The following is a 17491-nucleotide window of genomic DNA, read 5'->3' as shown; positions in this document are numbered from 1 at the left end:
CCCTTCCGTGATCGTTGGGTGGGGGAGTGGAAGGCGGTGCACGGGTGAGCTCGGGAGGGTTCGAGCTGCCTCCGGGTGACGTGAGTCACGAGGGGGAGCCGAACGACGGACCGCCCGGGACGGTATCCCTGGCGCAGCCCCTGGAGATCGGCGCGGAGCTGGGATGGAGCGCCGAGGACTGGGGCGAGGTGCGGACACGCGCCCAGCGCGCCGGGCGTGCGTACATCTGGCTGAATCTCGTCGAACAGCGGCTCCGCGCGGTCGTCGCCGCCGTGCTGCGCCCCGTCTACGCGCCGGTCAACGGCGAGGACTGGGTGGTGGCCGCCGCGGGGCCCGCCGGGCAGGAGTGGGTGCAGCGGGCCGTCGCGGTGCGCGAGGTGTCCCGCAGGAAGGGCTACCTGCTCGACCCGGCGGACGACAACGTCCTCAGCTTCCTGACCTTGCCTCAGCTGCGCGAGCTGATGGTCCAGCACTGGCCGTGCTTCGAACCGTACTTCGACGACCGGCGCGACGTGGAGCTGGCCCTGGACGAGCTGGAGGTCGCGCGGAACGTCGTCTCCCGCAACCGCGCCCTCAACGAGGCCGTCCACGCCCAGGCCGAGCGCGCCTCCCAGCGGCTCCTGACCATCCTCGGCGGCGGGGCCGCCGTCCCCTCCTCCGACCGGCTGCCGGTCGACGCCGTCGAGTCCCTGGTCGGCGACCGGTACGCCGACGTCGTCCAGGTCCACCCCGACCGGGTCAGGCTCCAGCGCCAGCTGCCCGCCGAGGACCTGTTCGGCAACTCCCGGCGGCTCGACGCGATCGGCATAGGGCTCAACCTGCTCGTCCAGAACTTCTCCGGACGGCGCCTGGTCCGGCTCGCCGAGACCGGCTGCCGGATCCGGCTGCTCTTCATCAACCCGGCCAGCAGCGCGGTCCGCCGCCGCGAACGGGAACTCAACCTCCGCAAGGGCGAGCTGAGCCGGTCGGTGGAGATGAACATCCTCCACATGCGGCGCGTGCGCGCCAGACTCCGCGACCCGGGCGCCTTCCAGATCCAGGTGTTCGACGAGACCCCCCGCTTCACCGCCTATCTGGTGGACGGCGACGGCTCCGACGCGGTCGGCGTCGTCCAGCCCTATCTGCGCCGCGCACGCGGGATGGAGGCACCCGTCCTGGTCCTCCGGGGCGGCGGGCGTGCGGTCGTGCGTCCGGGGCAGGAGGCCGAGCACGGGCTGTTCGAGACGTACCGCGAGGAGTTCGAGTCGGTGTGGACCGACTCCCGCCCGGTCTCCTGAGTCTCCCGAAGCCGACGGTCTCCGGGGAGGCCCCGGGACCGGCGCTCGGGGGCCGTACCGCACCGGCTTCGGGGCCGTACCGCACCGGCGTCCGGGAGGCCCCGGTCCGTCTTTCCGGCGGTACCGGGCCGGACCGCCCGCCGACCGGTGTGTCAGTGGTGCGTGGCAGGGTGTCCCTCACTGGGGGTAAGCACCACGGAGGAGGTACGGGATGAGCTGGATCAGTGGGCCGCTGGTGGCCTTCGACCTGGAGACCACGGGCACCGACGTCGAGACCGACCGCATCGTCACGGCGGCGGTCGTGCGGCTCGACGCCGACGGGACGGTCGCGGAGGAACGCACCTGGCTGCTCGATCCGGGAGTGGTGATACCCGAACAGGCCTCGGCGATCCACGGCATCTCGACGGACCACGCCCGCGAGCGCGGAGTGCCCGCCGCTGCCGCCGTCGAGGAGATCACCCGGACCGTCGCCGAAGTGCTGCGCGCGGGGACGCCCCTGGTGGTGATGAACGCGCGCTACGACCTCTCCCTGCTCGACCGCGAGTGCCGCCGGTACGGCGTCGAGTCGGTCAGCGAGCGGCTGGGCGGCGCGCCCTCGCCCGTCATCGATCCGCTCGTGATCGACAAGCACGTCGACAAGTACCGGAAGGGGAAGAGGGCTCTCCACGCCCTGTGCGCCCACTACGGAGTCCCGCTCGACGCCGCCCACGACGCGAAGGCGGACGCCGTGGCAGCCGCCCTGGTGGTGCGCCGGATGGCGGAGAGGCACCTGCCGGTCGGGGCGATGCCCCTGGCGGACCTGCACGACCTCCAGGTGCGCGCGGCGGCCGAACAGTCGGTCTCCTTGCAGGCCTATCTGCGGCGCACCGCCGACCCGGCGGCCGTCGTCGAGCCCGCTTGGCCGCTCCTGCCCCGGCGCCGCTGACCGCCCCGGGGGGACCGGCCGGGCGTCATGGTGCCGCACCCGCGCGGCCCGGTGAGGCGTCTTTCCCACCGGACGGCTCCGGGGTGCCCCGCCGACGCGTTCGGTCCATCTCGCGCCACTCCGGCCGCAGTCCGGCCAGGTTCGTGGTGAGGAAGTACAGGGCCCCACAGGCGAGCAGCACCGGCGTGAGCCCGGCAGCGGTCACCGCCGCCCCGGCCAGCAGCCCCCCGAGAGGGATGCCGGCCCAGGCCAGCGAGTCGCCGAGCGCATTGACCCGGCCCAGCATGCGGCGCGGCACCCGCTCGACGAGAACGGCCCCCAGCACGGGGTTGATGAAGCCCCCGCCGAAGCCGCCGACGGCGAAAACGGCGACGACCGCCCACAACGGGGCGTCCGAGGCGAGTACCAGAAACCTCGGGGCACCGATGAGGAGGAACCCGCCGAGGACGACCGGCCTGCGCCGGAGCCGGTGCGCGGTGGGCGGCGACCGCGCTGACCGTGTCCGTCGTCCAGGAGACGGCCCGCGGGCCGATGCGGTCCACCACCGGCCCCGCGAGCGCCTTGACCAGGACGTAGGGGGCCATCTCGCAGAAGGCGACCAGTCCCGTCCGGGTGGCGCTGCCGGTCGTGACGAGCACGAACCAGGGGAGTGCCACGGCCGAGATCCGCGTACCGGTCAACGACACGGCCATGGCCGTCAGCACTCCGCCCAGCGGCCGTAAGGACCGCCCGCCGGGTATGCCGCCGGTGGCCGGGGCAGCCCCGGTCACGACTCCTCCGACGCGGTCCCGGAGCCGGTGCGCGCGGGCGGAACGCGTGTGCCCGGCTCGGGCAGGATGTGCGTGATGAGGTCGACCCGCTGCGCCCCCTCAGGAGCACCGGCGGCGTCCGGGCCGTCCGCCCGGTAGCGGGCGACGACGGCCCTCAACTCCTGCCGCAGGGAGACGGCTTCGTCGGGGGTGAGCCACAGGGACCAGTCGCTCATGTCGAAGGTCCCCCGCCACGCCTCGGGGAGTGTCTGCACCTCGTTCAGCGTCCGCTGGGTGCGCAGGGTGTAGGTGGCGGCGACGGACCGGAGGTACGTCAGCGCCGCTTCGGGCTCCTGGTCGACCAGGTTCCGGTCGCTGAGCTCGGTCGTCCGGTGGACCGAACGCCACCAGCGCTCCCGCGCGTTGCCGCGCTCCGCGTCCTCCTCGACGAATCCGGCCGCACCGAGTTGACGCAGGTGATAGCTGGCCGTCCCGGAGTTCACCCCCAGCCGCTCCGCGAGGCGGGTCGCGGTCGACGGGCCGTGGCTCCGCAGCACCTCGACCAGCTGCACGCGCAGCGGATGCGCCAGGGCGCGAAGTCCCTTGGCGTTCAGAACGACTGAGTTCTTCTCGGTGGAGCCGTCGGCTCTCTCCGTGGCATCGGTCATGGCGTACACCGTAGATTGCAAAGAGTTCTTCGCACAGGGTTGTTCGCGAAGAACTCTTTGCAATCTCTGTCCGGCAGGAACCGACGGGGGCGACCGCCACACCTCAGAAGGGGTACCACCGCACCTCGGGGTCGCCGTCCCGGAGGGAGGCGACCCGGCGGCGGAACTCGGCGAGCGCCTTCGGGTTGGCCGGAGCGTGCTGGGCGACCCAGGCGCAGCTCGCCGTCTCCCGCGCCCCGCGCAGCACGGCGCAGCCGTCCCACTCCCGTACGTCCCAGCCGTAGGCGGCGGTGAACGCGTCGTACGCGTCGGCGGGCAGCCCGTACCGGTCGCGGGAGAGCGCGAGCACCACGAGGTCGTGCTCGCGCAGGTCGAAGGAGAAGGTCTCCAGGTCCACCAGGACCGGGCCGTCCGGGCCGACGTGGACGTTGCGCGGCAGCGCGTCGCCGTGCACGGGGCCCGGGGACAGATGCGGTACGAGGGCGGCGGCGGCAGCCGCGAAGCCGTCCCGGCGCGCGCGCAGGTAGTCGGCGTCCGCCGGGTCGATCGCGTCGCCCGCCAGCTGGAGCCAGCGCTCGACCCCGCCGAGCAGTTCGCGACGGGGCAGGGTGAATCCCTCCGGGGCCGGGAGTGCGTGCACCAAGGTCAACAGGGGGGCCAGATCGCGCGGTTCGGGCGGCCGGACCGCGTCCGGAAGCCGGTGCCAGAGGGTCACCGGGTGCCCCTCCACCATGCGGGGTGCGGGCTCGGCCGCCCGTACGGCCGGGACGTGGGCGTCCGCGAGCCAGCCGGCCACGGCGACCTCGCGCGCGGCACGTTCGCGCAGCTCCGGGTGGTGCGTCGCGTCGCGGCCGACCTTGACCACCAGATCGCCCACGGAGAAGGCCGCGTTCTCGCCCAGCGCGAGGAGTTCCGCCCCGGAAGCGGGACCGGAAGGGCCGTTTCCGGCCAGTCCCGCGGCGGTCAGTACCTCGCGTGCTCGCTCTTCGTTCATGGCCCGATTTTCGCATTCTCGCAGGCCACCTTGACGAACGGTCGGCTCGTCAGGACCATGACGGAGGCCGGACGAACGGCCAGAGCGGCAGAAAGCCGATCGGATGAGACAAAGAGGGCAGACAGTGACATTGGCGACTCCGGCCGCGACGGAGCGGACGGGCGGCCGGTGGCCGGGCGGCCGGTGGCCGGGGCAGCGCCGCACGGACGGCCGCCACGGCGCCGAACGTGCCGCCCGCGACCGGGCCACCTGGTTCCTGGTGCTGCCCGCGCTCCTCCCGATCCTCGTCCTCAGCGTCGGACCGCTGCTCTACGGCATCGGGCTCGCCTTCACCGACGCCCAGTCGGGCCGCACCCGCTCCACCCAGTGGATCGGCGCGCTGAACTTCCAGGACCTGCTGCACGACACGCTTTTCTGGGACTCCTTCCGGATCGGACTGCTCTGGGCGGTCGGCGTCACCGTCCCCCAGTTCGTGCTCGCCCTCGGTCTCGCGCTGCTGCTCAACGAGAACCTGCGGATGCGCTGGCTGGCCCGCGCGCTCGCGATCATCCCCTGGGCGATGCCCGAGGTCGTCGTCGGCATCATGTGGCGGCTGGTCTACAACCCCGACGCGGGCATCCTCAACCAGACCATCCGCGATCTCGGCCTCGGCGACGGCCGCGACTGGCTCACCGGCTTCGGCACCGCACTGCCCGCCGTGATCGTCGTGGGCGTCTGGGCCGGGATGCCCCAGTCCACCGTCGCCCTGCTGGCCGGACTCCAGAACACCCCGCACGAACTCCACGAGGCCGCCGCCCTCGACGGCGCAGGGGCCTGGCGCCGCTTCCGTACGGTCACCTGGCCCGCGTTGAAACCGGTCGCGCTCTCCATCACAGCACTCAACTTCATCTGGAACTTCAACTCGTTCGCCCTGGTCTACGTCCTGACCAGCGGCGGACCCGGCGGACGGACCCGGCTGCCGATGCTCTTCGCGTACGAAGAGGCCTTCCGCTACGGGCAGTTCGGCTACGCGGCGGCGATGGGCTGCGTGATGGTCGCGGTGATCTCCGTGATCCTCGCCGTGTACCTCGCCGGCCGGCTCCGGGGAGGGGACGACCGTTGAGCATGCGCACCGGACGCGCCACCCGCGCGGGGCAGTACCTCGCGCTCACCGGCTACCTCGTCTTCCTGGCCTTCCCGTTCCTCTGGCTGATCTCCACGGCCTTCAAACCAGCCCGCGAACTGGGCTCGCTGCACCCCACCTGGATTCCCGAGCACCCCACCCTGGACAACTTCCGCCAGGCGTTCGACGAACAGCCGCTGCTCCAGGCAGCCGGGAACTCGGTCCTCGCCGCCGTCAGCGCCGGAGTGATCTGCGTCCTGATCGCCACCCCGATGGCCTACGTGATGGCCCGCCACCGCGGCAGGCTCTCGGCCGCCGCCACCGGCTGGGTCGTGATCAGCCAGGCGTTCCCCTTCGTCCTGCTGATCATCCCGCTCTTCCTCATCCTCAAGAACCTGCACCTGATCAACTCCCTGGCCGGCCTGATCATGGTCTACGTCGTCTGGTCGCTGCCCTTCGCGCTCTGGATGCTCGTCGGCTACGTCCGGGCCGTCCCCGCCGAACTGGAGGAAGCGGCCTCCGTCGACGGCGCCGGACGCCTGCGCATCCTCGTCTCGGTCACCGCCCCGCTGCTGGCCCCCGGGATCGTGGCCACCGCCCTCTTCGCGTTCATCACCGCCTGGAACGAGTTCTTCTTCGCCCTCGTCCTGCTCAAGACCCCGGAGAAGCAGACCTTGCCGGTCGTCCTCACCCACTTCATCGGAGCCGAGGGCGCGGCCGACCTCGGTCCGCTCGCCGCCGCCGCGTTCCTCGCCACCCTGCCCTCGCTCCTCCTCTTCGCCTTCATCCAGCGCCGGATCACCGGCGGCATGCTGGCCGGGGCGGTGAAGAGCTGATGCGCGCGCTCACCAGGGCCGCAGCCGCGGCGGCCACCGCGCTCACCCTGCTGCTCGCCGGATGCTCCGGCGGCGGGGCGGACGGCACCGACGCCGACGGGACGGTGCACCTGCGCTTCCAGTCGCTGGCCTGGCAGACGGAGTCGGTGAAGGCCAACAAGGAACTCGTCGCGGAGTGGAACGCCACCCACCCCCGCATCCAGGTGGACTACGTCCAGGGCAGCTGGGACAGCGTCCACGACCAGCTGCTCACCTCGTTCGAGGGCGGCGAGGCGCCCGACATCATCCACGACGCCTCCGACGACCTCGCCGACTTCGCGTACGGCGGCTACCTCGCCGATCTCCGTACCCTCCTCCCCGGCCGGCTGACCGAGGACATCCCGGCGGCCTCCTGGTCCACCACCACCTTCGACGGCGGTGTCTACGGCGTGCCGTTCCTCCAGGAACCCAAGGTCCTCATCGCCAACACGAAGATCCTCAAGGCCTCGGGCGTCCGCATCCCCACCGCCGACCGGCCGTGGAGCTGGGAGGAGTTCCGCCAGGTCACCAAGGAGCTCACCGGGAAGGGGCGGTACGGGGTCGCCTGGCCGCTCAAGGAACCCGTCTCCGTCACCCTCAACCTCGGGCTCTCGGCCGGAGGGCAGCTCTTCCACCGGGGCCAGGACGGGAAGGTGGACCTCCGCTTCGGCGAGGGCGACGCCGTGGTGCCCCGCACCATCCACGACCAGGTCACCGTCGACCACAGCGCCGCCCGGACCGCCCTCGGCATGGGCGGCTCCGACACCCTGCCCGGGTTCTTCGGCGGCAAGTACGCCATGGTGCCGCTCGGCTTCGCCTACCGGCAGCAGGTCGTGGAGCAGGCCCCCGAGGGCTTCGAGTGGAGCGTGCTGCCCGCGCCCGCCGGCAGCGACGGCACCGCCCAGGGGGTGAGCCCGCAGACCCTCTCCGTCGCCGAGGACAGCCCGCACAAGAAGGAGGCGGTGGAGTTCATCGACTTCCTCCTCGACCCGCCCAACATGGTCCGCCTCGCCAAGGGCGACTGGATGCTGCCCACCGGCACGAAGGCGCTCGCCGACCCGGCCCTGCACACCGAGGACCAGGGCTGGGCCACCGGCACCGCCTTGGCCCAGCGGCTCCGCCCGGCCCCCGCCCAGTCCGTACGCGGCTACCCGGAGTGGAAGGACAAGGTGGCCACCCCCGCGCTCCAGGAGTACTACAGCGGCACGATCGGCCTCGGTGAACTGACGGACCGGCTGGTGGACGACGGGAACCGGGTCCTCGCCCGCTACCAGCGCTGACCCCGCCGGACCCCGGCTGCGCGGGCGGAGCGTGGCTACACGGTGGGCCGCTGGAGCCAGAGCCACTGCGCGTAGGTGAGCGTCCCGTGGTCGGCGGGCTCCCGGGTGACCAGGCTTCCGTCCCGCATGGCCCGGCCCATCCCGCCGGGCAGCGGGATCTCCACGACCGGGCCTCGCTTGCCCGTGTGGTGCGCGTACGCCCTGACCATCGCGGACATCGACTCGACCCGGGGCCCGCCCAGATCCGGGACGCGCCCCGCCGGGGCGCCGGTGGCCAGCTCCACCAGCCGCTCGGCCACCTCGCGGGCGGCGACCGGCTCGGACTTCATCCTCGGTACGGTCACCAGCGGGCCCACCTTGATCCGCCCGTGGATCTGGCCCGCGAACTCGTGGAACTGCGTCGCCCGCAGGATCGTCCACGGCACCGCGCCCCTCTCGACCAGCCGTTCCTGGGCCACCTTGCCGGCGTAGTAGCCGTGCGGAGCCCGGTCGATGCCGACGATCGACAGCGCGACGTGGTGCCCCACCCCGGCCGCCTGCTCCGAGGCCTGCAGCTGCCGGGTCACCGAGGTGAAGAATTCCGTGGACGCCTTGGCGGACATGGTCTGCTTCGACACCACGTCCACCACCGCCGCGACCCCCTGGAGCGCCTCGGTCGCACCGGAGCCGGAGACCAGGTCGACACCGTTCGAGCGGGACAGCACCACCGCCTCGTGGCCCCGCTCGCGGACCACGTCGACCACGTGCCGCCCGACGGTGCCGGTGCCACCGGCCACTGCGATCTTCACGCGGATCTCCTGTCGCCGGGGCATCGGGCTTCACGCGGATTCCAGGGAGGACCCCGTCGGCCTGCTCCGGTGTCCTCCGGCACCGATCATCCCTCCGCTCGGGGCGGTCGGCACGTGCGCGCACGTCCTGACCGCTCCGGATCACCCGCTCCGGATCGCCCGTTGCCGCGCCACCCGTCCCGGATCACCCGGTGCCGCGCCACCCGTCCCGGATCACCCGGTGCCGCGCCACCCGTCCCGGATTACCCGGCCGGGTCCGGCGCGGGCTTCCGGTCGGCGGTGGGTTCCTTCAGGAGTCCGGTGGCCGACCGGTGGACCTTCGCCAGGGCGCTCAGGAGGATGTCGCGCTCGGCCCCGGTGAGCTCCGCGGTGACCTTCTCCTCGATCGCGCGCCGGTCCGCTTCGACGGGTTCGCGCAGCGCGCGCCCCGCGTCGGTGAGCCAGAGGCGGACGAGGCGGTTGTCCCGCTCGTCGCGGCGCCGTGTGAGCAGCCCCGCCGCGGTCATCCGGTCGGCCATCTTGACGACGGTGGGCGTCGTGACGTTCAGCGCGGCGGCGACCTCGCCGGGCGTGCTGCCGTCCCGCTCCCACAACCTGGCGAGCAGGTGGTTCTGCCCCACGTGCAGTCCGTGGCGCCGCATGGCCGCGTCGGCCAGCGCCCGCAGGGCCTTGGACGTCTTGCCGTGCAGGTCCAGGAACTCGGGCATCGGGCGGCCTTCCGGTCGTGGGCGGCCGACTCGGACCGCCGCGCGAGAATCGATTGACGGCTAATCATTCACCGGCTAACGTCTGTGGAAATTCGTTAGCTGGCAAATGACTTGAAGGATTCAGATGATACTGGTCACCGGAGCGACGGGGAACGTCGGCCGCGAGCTCACCCGCGAACTCGACGCGAAGGGAGCTGAGTTACGTCTTCTCGTACGCGATGCGGCCCGCGCCGCCGCACTGCCCGAGCGCGCCGAGCGCGTCGTCGGCGACCTGGGCGAGCCCTCGACACTGACTCCGGCCTTCGCCGGCGTCGACACGCTCTTCCTGCTCACCCAGGGCATCGGCACCGACCACACCGCCGCAGCCGTCGCCGCCGCCGCGGCGGCGGGCGTGGGGCATGTCGTGCACCTGTCCTCCCTCCACGTCACCATCGACCCGCTCCCCGCCATGGCCCGCTGGCACCACGAACGCGAGGAGATCGTCCGCGCCTCGGCGATACCCGCCACCTTCCTCCGGCCCGGCGGTTTCATGACCAACGCCCTCGACTGGCTCCCCACCCTCCACGAGGAGAACCACGTCCTCGACCCGGTCGGTCCGGGCCGCTTCGCACCGATCGACCCCGCGGACATCGCCGCGGTCGCCGCCCTCGTCCTCACCGGGACCGGTCATCGGGGCAAGGAGTACGCCCTCACCGGCGGCGAGGCGCTCACCGTCACCGAGCAGGTCCGCATCCTCTCCCGCGCCATCGGCCGAGACGTCGAGGTACGCGCGGTGAACACGCCGGACGAGGCCGTGCGGTCCCGCTTCCCGCACGGGGCGCCCCGGGCGCTCGCCGACGCCATCACCGAGGGCTTCATGCTCATGCGCGCCGACACCGTCGGGTTTCGGACGGACACCGTCGAACGGCTGCTCGGCCGCACACCGCGTACCTTCGCGGACTGGTGCGCACGTCACGCCGACGCGTTCCGCGGGCCCGAGTCCGCCTGGCATCCGTCCGGGTCGGCCTGACACCCGCCTGACCCGCCTGACCCGCCTGACCCGCCTGACCCGCCTGACCCGCCTGAGCCCGTCCGGCCCGTACGGCCGCCCGAGCCAGTCCGGCCCGCCCGAGTCCGTCCGGCCCGCGCTCCGGCGGAATCACCCGCCTCCTTCGCACCGCGCGGCCGTCCCGGCAGGGCCCGGGAACCTACAGCCCTTAAGGTGAGCCCCATGACGACGACGTACGCACTCCTGCTGCGCGGCATCAACGTCGGGGGCCACCGCAAGGTGCCCATGCCGGAACTGCGCGCGCTCCTCACGGAACTGGGCCACAGCGGTGTGAGCACGTACCTGCAGAGCGGCAACGCGGTCCTCACCGCGGCGAGCGACGACGAGAAGGAGGTCGCGGCCGGGATCGAGCGGGCCGTCGAGAAGCGCTTCGGGTTCGCCGTCGACTGCCTCGTCCGCTCCGGCGCCTACCTCCGCGCCGTCGCCGACGCGTGCCCCTTCCCCGCCGCGGAGTTGCAGGGCAAGCAGCTGCACGTCACCTTCTACGACGGGCCGGTCACCGAGGACCGCTTCGCACCGGTGGACCCCGCCGCCCACCTGCCGGAGGAGTTCCGGCTCGGCGACCGCGCCCTCTACCTCTATGCCCCGGACGGCCTCGGCCGCTCCGGCCTCGCCGTCGCGCTCGCCCGCCCCGCCGTCACCAAGGGGCTCGTCGCCACCAGCCGCAACTGGAACACCGTGGTCAAGCTCGTGGAGCTGACCCGTGACTGAACTCCCGTACCCGGTGGCCGAGGCCATCGAGAACGAGCTGCGCCTGCTCGACCCCGAGGTACGCCGCTCCGCGCCGCTCCTCGCGAAGGTGCTGCATCCCGAGTTCCGCGAGATCGGTACCAGCGGCCGGCTCTGGGACCGCGCGGCGATCATCGCGGAACTCACCTCCGAGGCGACCACCCGTCCCGTACCGCTGACCGCCTCCCGGATGGAAGGCGTCGAGCTCGGCCCCGGCCTCGTCCACCTGACCTTCGACACCGAGCACAAAGGCAGCCGCGCGCACCGGAGTTCCCTGTGGCGGCTGACCGACGGGGGCTGGCAGCTCTACTTCCACCAGGCCACCTTGTTCGTCGCGGACCCGTTCAACGAGGCCTGATCCGACGATCCGGGCGTGCCCCGGATCAGCGGCGGGTGACCCGCTGCGCCCGTGCGCTCCAGCGGCCTTCCGTGCGCGTGATGCGCACCGGATGACCGAAACAGTCGCTCACCCGGTCCGTGGTCAGCACCTCGTCGGCAGGCCCCGACGCCACGCACTTCCCGCCGCGCAGCAGCATCGCGTGCGTCGTGGAGGCGGGCAGCTCCTCCAGATGGTGCGTGACCAGCACCGTCGCCAGCTCCGGGTGCTCCTCGCGCAGGGCGTCCAGACTGTCCAGCAACTGCTCCCGGGCCGCCAGGTCCAGGCCGGTGGCCGGTTCGTCGAGGAGCAGCAGCCGGGGGCTCGGCATCAGGCTGCGCGCGATCAGCGTCCTGCCCCGCTCGCCCTGGGAGAGCGCGGGCCAGCGCGACGCTTCCTTGCCGGCCATCCCGAGCATCGCCAGCAGCTCGTCCGCCCGCGCCCGCTCGTCGGCGGTCGGAGACCAACGCGGCAGCGGTTCCACCGAGTTGGTGAGACCCGTGAGAGTGACCTGACGCACAGTCAGGGCCGACTGGAGCGGGTGGCGGGGGTTGACGTGCCCGAGCAGGGTACGCAGCTCCCGCAGATCCACCCGGCCCAGCGTCCTGCCGAGCACCTGCACCGTGCCCCGGGTGGGGTGGGTGACCGCGCCGAGCAGCCCCAGCAGGGTGCTCTTCCCGGCGCCGTTGGCGCCCAGCAGCGCCCAGTGCTCACCCTGCCGGACGGTGAGCGAGACGGTGTCCAGGATCGCCCTGCCGTCACGGACCACGGCGACCTCGTCGGCGTGGATCACCGGCACCGGTGCGTCGGTGAAAGGCACGACGGGCTCGGCGGCGGGCTCGGCGGGGAAGGAGAGGGGGTTGGCGGCGGGGGCCGTGGTCACGATGGTTGCTCCTTACATCCATGCATCCGACCCGTGGACCATATCGGTCCGGGATGTGGACGTGGAGCCGGGGCGGCCTCCGGGGGCGCTTTCAGGCCGACAGGGGAAGCGCCCGGGCGGCCCGTGCCTCGTCGTACCGCGCCAGCAGCAGCCGGGCCAGGGCCGGGGAGGCCCCGAGCACCTCGGAGAGCACGTCCGCGCCGGCCTCGACGGCGCCCGCGACGATCCGGTCCGGAAGCCGGCCGGGCGCGATGACGTACGGCGCCACGGCCACCCGGTCCACCCCCTCGGCGCGCAGCGCGCGTACCGCGTCCGCGGTGCGGGGGAACCCGCCGGGCGAATTGGCGGAGGCGAACGCAGGCCGCACGGCGCACCAACCGGTGTGCCGCAGCTCCCGCGCGATTTCAGCGATCACTGCGATCGCCTCCGGGTCCGTGGAGCCCGCCGAGGCCAGAACCAGCCCCGTCGAGCGTTTGTCGGCCGCGGTGAGCCCGGCCTCGTACAGCCGCTGCTCCAGAGCGGAGTGGAGCAGCGGCGACGGGCCGAGGACGCCTGCCTGCCGGATGCGCAGCCGGGGCAGCCGGGCCCGGGCCTCGCGCAGCACCGACGGGATGTCGGTCTTGGCGTGGAAGGCCCGGGTGAGCAGCAGCGGCAGCGCGACGACTTCCGTCGCACGCGCGGAGTTCGAGGAGTGCAGGCGCTCCAGCACTCTGGGCACCGACGGCGCGTTGAAGTCGAGGAACCCCGTCTCCACACGGAGCCCCGGCCGCAGCGACCGTACCCGCGCGGTGAGCGCGTGCACGGTCGCCGCGTGCCGCGGATCGCGGCTGCCGTGGGCGATGACGAGAAGGACGGGTGCGTGCATGGAGGTGACTCAGTTCTTGACGAGAAGACCGCGGCTGCGCAGCACCCACCGCTCCAGCGGACTGAAGATCAGCAGGTCGATCGCGACGCCGACGAACAGGATGAGCAGGATCGACAGGAAGATGCCGGGCATGTCGAAGTTGTTGCGGCCGTTCTCCAGCAACTGCCCGAGCCCCAGGCCGAGATCGGGGGAGGAGGCGATGATCTCGGCGGCCATCAGGGAGCGCCAGGAGAAGGCCCAGCCCTGCTTCAGCCCCGCGAGGTAACCGGGGAGCGCCGCCGGGAGCACGATGTGCCAGGTGCCGCGCAGCCCGGTGGCGCCGATGGTGCGTCCCGCGCGGAGGAAGAGCGGCGGGACCTGGTCGACGCCGGAGACCAGGCCGTTGGCGATCGACGGTACGGCGCCGAGCAGGATGACCGCGTACATCGTCCGGTCCACGAGTCCGAGCCAGATGACGGCCGGGGCGACCCAGGCCACCGAGGGCAGCGACTGGAGACCGGAGAGGATCGGGCCGAGCGCCGCGCGGACCACGCGCACCCGGGCGACCAGCAGGCCGAGCGGGGTGCCGATGACGACCGCGAGCACGAAGCCGAGCAGACCGCGCGAGACGCTGGTCCAGATGACCTCCAGCAGCGTGCCCTTGAGCCACATGTCGGTCGCGCTGTCCCAGACCGCGGACGGCGGCGGCAGCTTGTAGTCGTCCGTGACCTTCGCCCAGACCAGCACCTGCCAGACCAGGACGACCAGGACCACCGCGAGGACCGGCGGCAGGACCTTCTGGCCGAGGACCTCCCGTACCGGGGTGCGGCGGACCTGTACGGCGTCCAGCGCGTCGAGTCCGGCCTCCAGCCCTGCGAGGTCGTCGCGCTTCACGGTGCCGGCCCCGCCCACCGGTTCGGCGGACTTGATGTCAGTGCTGGCCATGACGGCGGATCTCCCCACGCAGTTCTTCGGTGATCTCGACGGACAGCTCCGCCACGGCGGAGTCCTCGATGCGGCGCGGGTGTTCGATGCCGACCGTCCACTCGCGGGCGATCCGTCCCGGCCGGGACGACAGCAGCACGACCCGCTGGGCGAGGCGCACCGCCTCGCGCACGTTGTGGGTGACGAAGAGGACCGAGGCGTTGGTCTCCCGCCAGATCCGGGTGAGCTCGTCGTGCAGCACGTCGCGGGTGATGGCGTCCAGCGCCGCGAACGGCTCGTCCATCAGCAGCAGTTGGCTGTCCTGGGCGAGCGCGCGGGCCATCGCGACCCGCTGGCGCATACCGCCGGAGAGCTCGTGCACCCGCTTGCCGTACGCCCCGCCGAGGCGTACGAGTTCGAGCAGCCGCTCCGCCTCGGGGCGGCGCTCGGCCTTGGGCACCCCGCGCAGCCGCAGGGCGAGTTCGATGTTCTTGCCCGCGGTCAGCCACGGGAAGAGGGCGTGCTCCTGGAACATCAGGGCCGGCCGCCCGCCGGGGGTCTCGATGGACCCCGCGGACGGGCGGTCGAGTCCCGCCACCAGGTTGAGCAGCGTCGACTTGCCGCACCCGGAGGCTCCCAGGAGGGTGACGAACTCGCCGGGAGCGACATCGAGCGTGATGTCGTCCAGGACGAGCTGCTGACCGGTGGGTCCGGCGAAGGACTTCGAGACGTGGGTGATACGAGCGGCGTGCTCGACCGACGCGCGGTCCTCGGCCTTGGTGAGCGTACTGGTCGCCATGGTCGTCACCTCCTGGGAATCCTGGTTCGGGTGGGCGGACGGACTAGGGCGTGTTGTGAAAGTGGCGCCGGCCGCCCGGAGGGCGGGTCGGGCGTCGTCCGGTGCGTGCGATCGCAAGGCGGAGGGTCGCCCCGATACTGGATGTATCGGGGCGATCCCGACAACGTGGCGAGCGTGCGTGCCGGGCGACGCCCGACAGGTGAAACTTTCACAACACGCCCTACTCGACGCCGAGACCGGCGTCGTCGACCGCGGGCTCGCCCTCGGCCTTCAGGACCTTGTTGAGCAGGGTCAGGTCGTAGATGCCGTCCAGGTCGGGCTTCTCCAGCAGGCCCGCCTTCACCGCGTGGTCGGCCTCCGCGTTCAGCGTCGCGGCCAGCGGGTCATTGGTGACCAGGATCGACTTCCAGGCCGGGTCGAGGATCTCGGGGGAGAGCGCCTTGCCGCTCAGCGCCTCCAGCGCCTTGTTGGCGGACGCCTTGGCCAGGTCCGGGTTCTCGTTGATCCACTTGTTCGTCTTCACCGAACCGCGCAGGACCGCCTCGACCACGTCGGGGTGCTCGGTCAGGAACTTCTGCGACACGATGATGTTGGTGATGACGAACTTGTTGTCCGGCCAGAGCGTCGTCTCGTCGAGCAGCACCTTGGCGCCCTCGGAGACCAGCTTGGAGGCGGTCGGCTCGGGAACCCAGGCGCCGTCCAGGGAACCGGCCTTGTAGGCGTCCGGCGTCACCTTGTTGTCCGAGCGGACGACGGAGACGTCGCCCTTGCCGCTCTGCGCGTCGACCTTCCAGCCCTGCTCGGATATCCAGTTGAGGAATGCCACGTCCTGGGTGTTGCCGAGCTGCGGGGTGGCGATCTTCTTGCCCTTGAGGTCCGCCAGCGTCTTGATCTTGTCCGGGTTGACGACGAGCTTCACGCCGCCGGAGGCCGAACCACCGATGATCCGCAGGCCCTTGCCCTCGGACTTGGTGAAGCCGTTGATGGACGGCGAGGGGCCGATGAAGCCGATGTCGATCGAACCGGCGTTGAGCGCCTCGATCTCGGACGGGCCCGCGTTGAAGGTCGAGGTCTTGACCTTCGTGCCGCCGAGCTCCTTCTGGAAGGTGCCCTCCTGGACTCCGACCAGGGCGGTGGCGTGCGTGAGGTTCGGGAAGTACCCGATGCTCACGGTGTCCGAGGAGAGCTTCTTCGCCCCGGTGGTGGCGGCGGCGTCCGTCTTCTTCGAGTCGTCGTCGGTCGACTCGGAGCCGTAGCCGCAGGCGGTGAGAACCACGGCGAGCAGCGGCAGTGCGGCGGCAGCGACGAGGCTGCGGCGGACGGTGGTACGGGTGGCTGGCACGGGAGGCTTTCCTCTCGTTGGCCGGGCTCTACGTCCCTCGGGTCTCCGGGGAGGCGGCCGGGCGGTCGGCAGGTCTTCGGCGGTACGGGCGGTGCGTGTGGTGCGGGAGGGCGCGCAGGCAGTGCGCGTACGTCATCGCGCACATCGCGCCACTCCGCCCTGGCCGCTGCCGAGGGCACCGCTGCCCACCCGACCGCCCTCCTTCGCGAAGGAGGAGAAGAAATCCGTTCTCATCAGAAGTCCCATTCGGCGTCGTCGTCGGCCGCTTCGGGTACGGACGCGCCCCGGGCGGCTTCGGCGAACGAGGCGCCCGCCATGCCGGCCGAGAGGGTCGTACCGTCCGCGGGGTCGATCAGCAGGAACGAGCCGGTACGCCGGGAGTCGGCGTACGCGTCGAGCGCGAGCGGTTCGGCGGTACGGACCACCACCCGCCCGATGTCGTTGGCGACCAGCTGCCCCGGGGCGGGGTGCTGGGAGAGGTCGTCGAGGGTTAGCCGCGAGGGGATGTCCTTCACGATCGCCTTGACCGTGCGCGTGGTGTGCTTCAGCAGCACCCGCCGGCCGACCGAGAGCGGCTGGTCCGCGACGTGGCAGACGGTCGCCTCGACGTCCTGGGTGGAGGCCGGGAGACTGCCGCTCGGCGCGATCAGGTCGCCGCGCGAGACGTCCACGTCGTCCGCGAGCCGCACCGTCACCGACTGCGGGGCCCACGCGGTGTCCACGCTCACGCCCAGCGCGTCGATGCCCGCGATCGTCGACGTACGGCCCGAGGGCAGGACGGTGACGGGCTCGCCGACCCGCAGCACGCCGGAGGCGATCTGGCCCGCGTAGCCCCGGTAGTCCGGGTGCTCGGCGGTCTGCGGCCGGATCACGTACTGCACCGGGAAGCGCGCCGGGCATTCGGTGAGGTCGTGGCTGACCGGGACGGTCTCCAGGTGCTCCAGGACCGTCGGGCCGCCGTACCAGTCCATGTGCGCGGACGGGTCCACGACGTTGTCCCCGGCCAGCGCGGAGATGGGGATCGCGGTGATCTCCGGGACGCCGAGGGAGGCCGCGTACGCGGTGAACTCCTCGGCTATCGCGGCGAACACCGGCTCCGCGTAGCCCACGAGGTCCATCTTGTTGACGGCGAGGACGACGTGGGGGACGCGCAGGAGGGCGGCGACGGCGGCGTGGCGGCGGGTCTGTTCGACGACGCCGTT

At 72.1% G+C, this 17491-nt stretch carries 18 protein-coding genes and 1 pseudogene; 8 read left to right on the top strand and 11 right to left on the bottom strand.

Features of this window, described 5'->3' with window-relative positions; all coding sequences use genetic code 11:
• Positions 1 to 44: 44 nt before the first annotated feature.
• A complete protein-coding gene (locus ACFWEE_RS26100) occupies positions 45 to 1277 on the top strand; it encodes an SAV2148 family HEPN domain-containing protein (protein ID WP_386892632.1) in 1233 nt (410 codons plus the stop codon).
• 211 nt (positions 1278 to 1488) lie between these two features.
• The gene (locus ACFWEE_RS26095) at positions 1489 to 2202 is read left to right on the top strand and encodes a 3'-5' exonuclease (protein WP_386892630.1); all 714 of its coding nucleotides are present in this window, start codon (positions 1489 to 1491) and stop codon (positions 2200 to 2202) included.
• A 25-nt stretch (positions 2203 to 2227) separates the two neighbouring features.
• On the opposite strand, the pseudogene ACFWEE_RS26090 reads toward ACFWEE_RS26095, so the two are convergent.
• The 3 genes and pseudogenes from ACFWEE_RS26090 to ACFWEE_RS26080 all read right to left on the bottom strand — a co-directional run bounded on the left by ACFWEE_RS26090 (position 2228) and on the right by ACFWEE_RS26080 (position 4613).
• A pseudogene (locus ACFWEE_RS26090) lies at positions 2228 to 2972 on the bottom strand (MFS transporter).
• Entirely contained in the window at positions 2969 to 3619 is a 651-nt protein-coding gene (locus ACFWEE_RS26085) for an ArsR/SmtB family transcription factor (protein WP_386892628.1), read from the bottom strand. Before ACFWEE_RS26085 ends, ACFWEE_RS26090 begins: the two are co-directional and overlap by 4 nt.
• Before the next feature lie 103 nt (positions 3620 to 3722).
• Entirely contained in the window at positions 3723 to 4613 is an 891-nt protein-coding gene (locus tag ACFWEE_RS26080; RefSeq protein ID WP_386892627.1) for a phosphotransferase enzyme family protein, read from the bottom strand.
• 124 nt (positions 4614 to 4737) lie between these two features.
• Between ACFWEE_RS26080 and ACFWEE_RS26075 the strand changes: the two genes are divergently transcribed.
• From ACFWEE_RS26075 to ACFWEE_RS26065, 3 genes are read left to right on the top strand one after another with little or no spacing between them, the layout of a single operon-like run.
• Complete coding sequence (locus ACFWEE_RS26075; RefSeq protein WP_386892626.1) at positions 4738 to 5715, top strand: carbohydrate ABC transporter permease; 978 nt, start codon at positions 4738 to 4740, stop codon at positions 5713 to 5715.
• Positions 5712 to 6551, top strand: coding sequence for a carbohydrate ABC transporter permease (locus ACFWEE_RS26070; RefSeq protein WP_386892624.1), 840 nt, complete (start codon positions 5712 to 5714; stop codon positions 6549 to 6551). Before ACFWEE_RS26075 ends, ACFWEE_RS26070 begins: the two co-directional genes overlap by 4 nt.
• Positions 6551 to 7849, top strand: coding sequence for an ABC transporter substrate-binding protein (locus ACFWEE_RS26065; protein WP_386892622.1), 1299 nt, complete (start codon positions 6551 to 6553; stop codon positions 7847 to 7849). Before ACFWEE_RS26070 ends, ACFWEE_RS26065 begins: the two co-directional genes overlap by 1 nt.
• A 35-nt stretch (positions 7850 to 7884) precedes the next feature.
• Here the strand turns inward: ACFWEE_RS26065 and ACFWEE_RS26060 are convergent, their stop codons facing one another.
• On the bottom strand, positions 7885 to 8637 hold the full coding sequence (locus tag ACFWEE_RS26060) for an SDR family oxidoreductase (RefSeq protein WP_386892620.1): 753 nt from the start codon (positions 8635 to 8637) through the stop codon (positions 7885 to 7887).
• Between the two features lie 242 nt (positions 8638 to 8879).
• The gene (locus tag ACFWEE_RS26055) at positions 8880 to 9344 is read right to left on the bottom strand and encodes a MarR family winged helix-turn-helix transcriptional regulator (RefSeq protein ID WP_386892618.1); all 465 of its coding nucleotides are present in this window, start codon (positions 9342 to 9344) and stop codon (positions 8880 to 8882) included.
• Positions 9345 to 9468: 124 nt separating this feature from the next.
• Between ACFWEE_RS26055 and ACFWEE_RS26050 the strand changes: the two genes are divergently transcribed.
• The 3 genes from ACFWEE_RS26050 (at position 9469) to ACFWEE_RS26040 (ending at position 11479) form a co-directional block, all read left to right on the top strand.
• The gene (locus ACFWEE_RS26050) at positions 9469 to 10353 is read left to right on the top strand and encodes an NAD(P)H-binding protein (protein WP_386892616.1); all 885 of its coding nucleotides are present in this window, start codon (positions 9469 to 9471) and stop codon (positions 10351 to 10353) included.
• Between the two features lie 201 nt (positions 10354 to 10554).
• Complete coding sequence (locus ACFWEE_RS26045; RefSeq protein WP_386892614.1) at positions 10555 to 11103, top strand: DUF1697 domain-containing protein; 549 nt, start codon at positions 10555 to 10557, stop codon at positions 11101 to 11103.
• Positions 11096 to 11479 (top strand): DUF4440 domain-containing protein, encoded by a 384-nt coding sequence (locus ACFWEE_RS26040; RefSeq protein WP_386892612.1) that lies wholly within the window; start codon positions 11096 to 11098, stop codon positions 11477 to 11479. The genes ACFWEE_RS26045 and ACFWEE_RS26040 overlap by 8 nt, the downstream gene beginning before the upstream one ends.
• Positions 11480 to 11504: 25 nt before the next feature.
• Here the strand turns inward: ACFWEE_RS26040 and ACFWEE_RS26035 are convergent, their stop codons facing one another.
• The 6 genes from ACFWEE_RS26035 to ACFWEE_RS26010 form a co-directional block, all read right to left on the bottom strand.
• On the bottom strand, positions 11505 to 12317 hold the full coding sequence (locus ACFWEE_RS26035) for an ABC transporter ATP-binding protein (protein WP_386892701.1): 813 nt from the start codon (positions 12315 to 12317) through the stop codon (positions 11505 to 11507).
• 154 nt (positions 12318 to 12471) lie between these two features.
• A complete protein-coding gene (locus ACFWEE_RS26030; protein ID WP_386892610.1) occupies positions 12472 to 13245 on the bottom strand; it encodes a sirohydrochlorin chelatase in 774 nt (257 codons plus the stop codon).
• A gap of 9 nt (positions 13246 to 13254) precedes the next feature.
• A complete protein-coding gene (locus ACFWEE_RS26025) occupies positions 13255 to 14169 on the bottom strand; it encodes an ABC transporter permease (protein WP_386892608.1) in 915 nt (304 codons plus the stop codon).
• Positions 14156 to 14947 (bottom strand): ABC transporter ATP-binding protein, encoded by a 792-nt coding sequence (locus tag ACFWEE_RS26020; protein WP_386892606.1) that lies wholly within the window; start codon positions 14945 to 14947, stop codon positions 14156 to 14158. Before ACFWEE_RS26020 ends, ACFWEE_RS26025 begins: the two co-directional genes overlap by 14 nt.
• A gap of 220 nt (positions 14948 to 15167) precedes the next feature.
• The gene (locus ACFWEE_RS26015) at positions 15168 to 16289 is read right to left on the bottom strand and encodes an aliphatic sulfonate ABC transporter substrate-binding protein (RefSeq protein ID WP_386892604.1); all 1122 of its coding nucleotides are present in this window, start codon (positions 16287 to 16289) and stop codon (positions 15168 to 15170) included.
• 233 nt (positions 16290 to 16522) lie between these two features.
• Positions 16523 to 17491, bottom strand: a 969-nt coding sequence (locus tag ACFWEE_RS26010) for a sulfate adenylyltransferase subunit 1 (RefSeq protein ID WP_386892602.1), incomplete at its 5' end; no start/stop codon positions are given.

Origin of the sequence: Streptomyces sp. NPDC060184 (genome assembly GCF_042728795.1) — a bacterium.
Lineage (GTDB): Bacteria > Actinomycetota > Actinomycetes > Streptomycetales > Streptomycetaceae > Streptomyces.
Note: the sequence above shows the minus strand (reverse complement) of the source record. Positions and strands in the feature narration are given on the sequence as shown.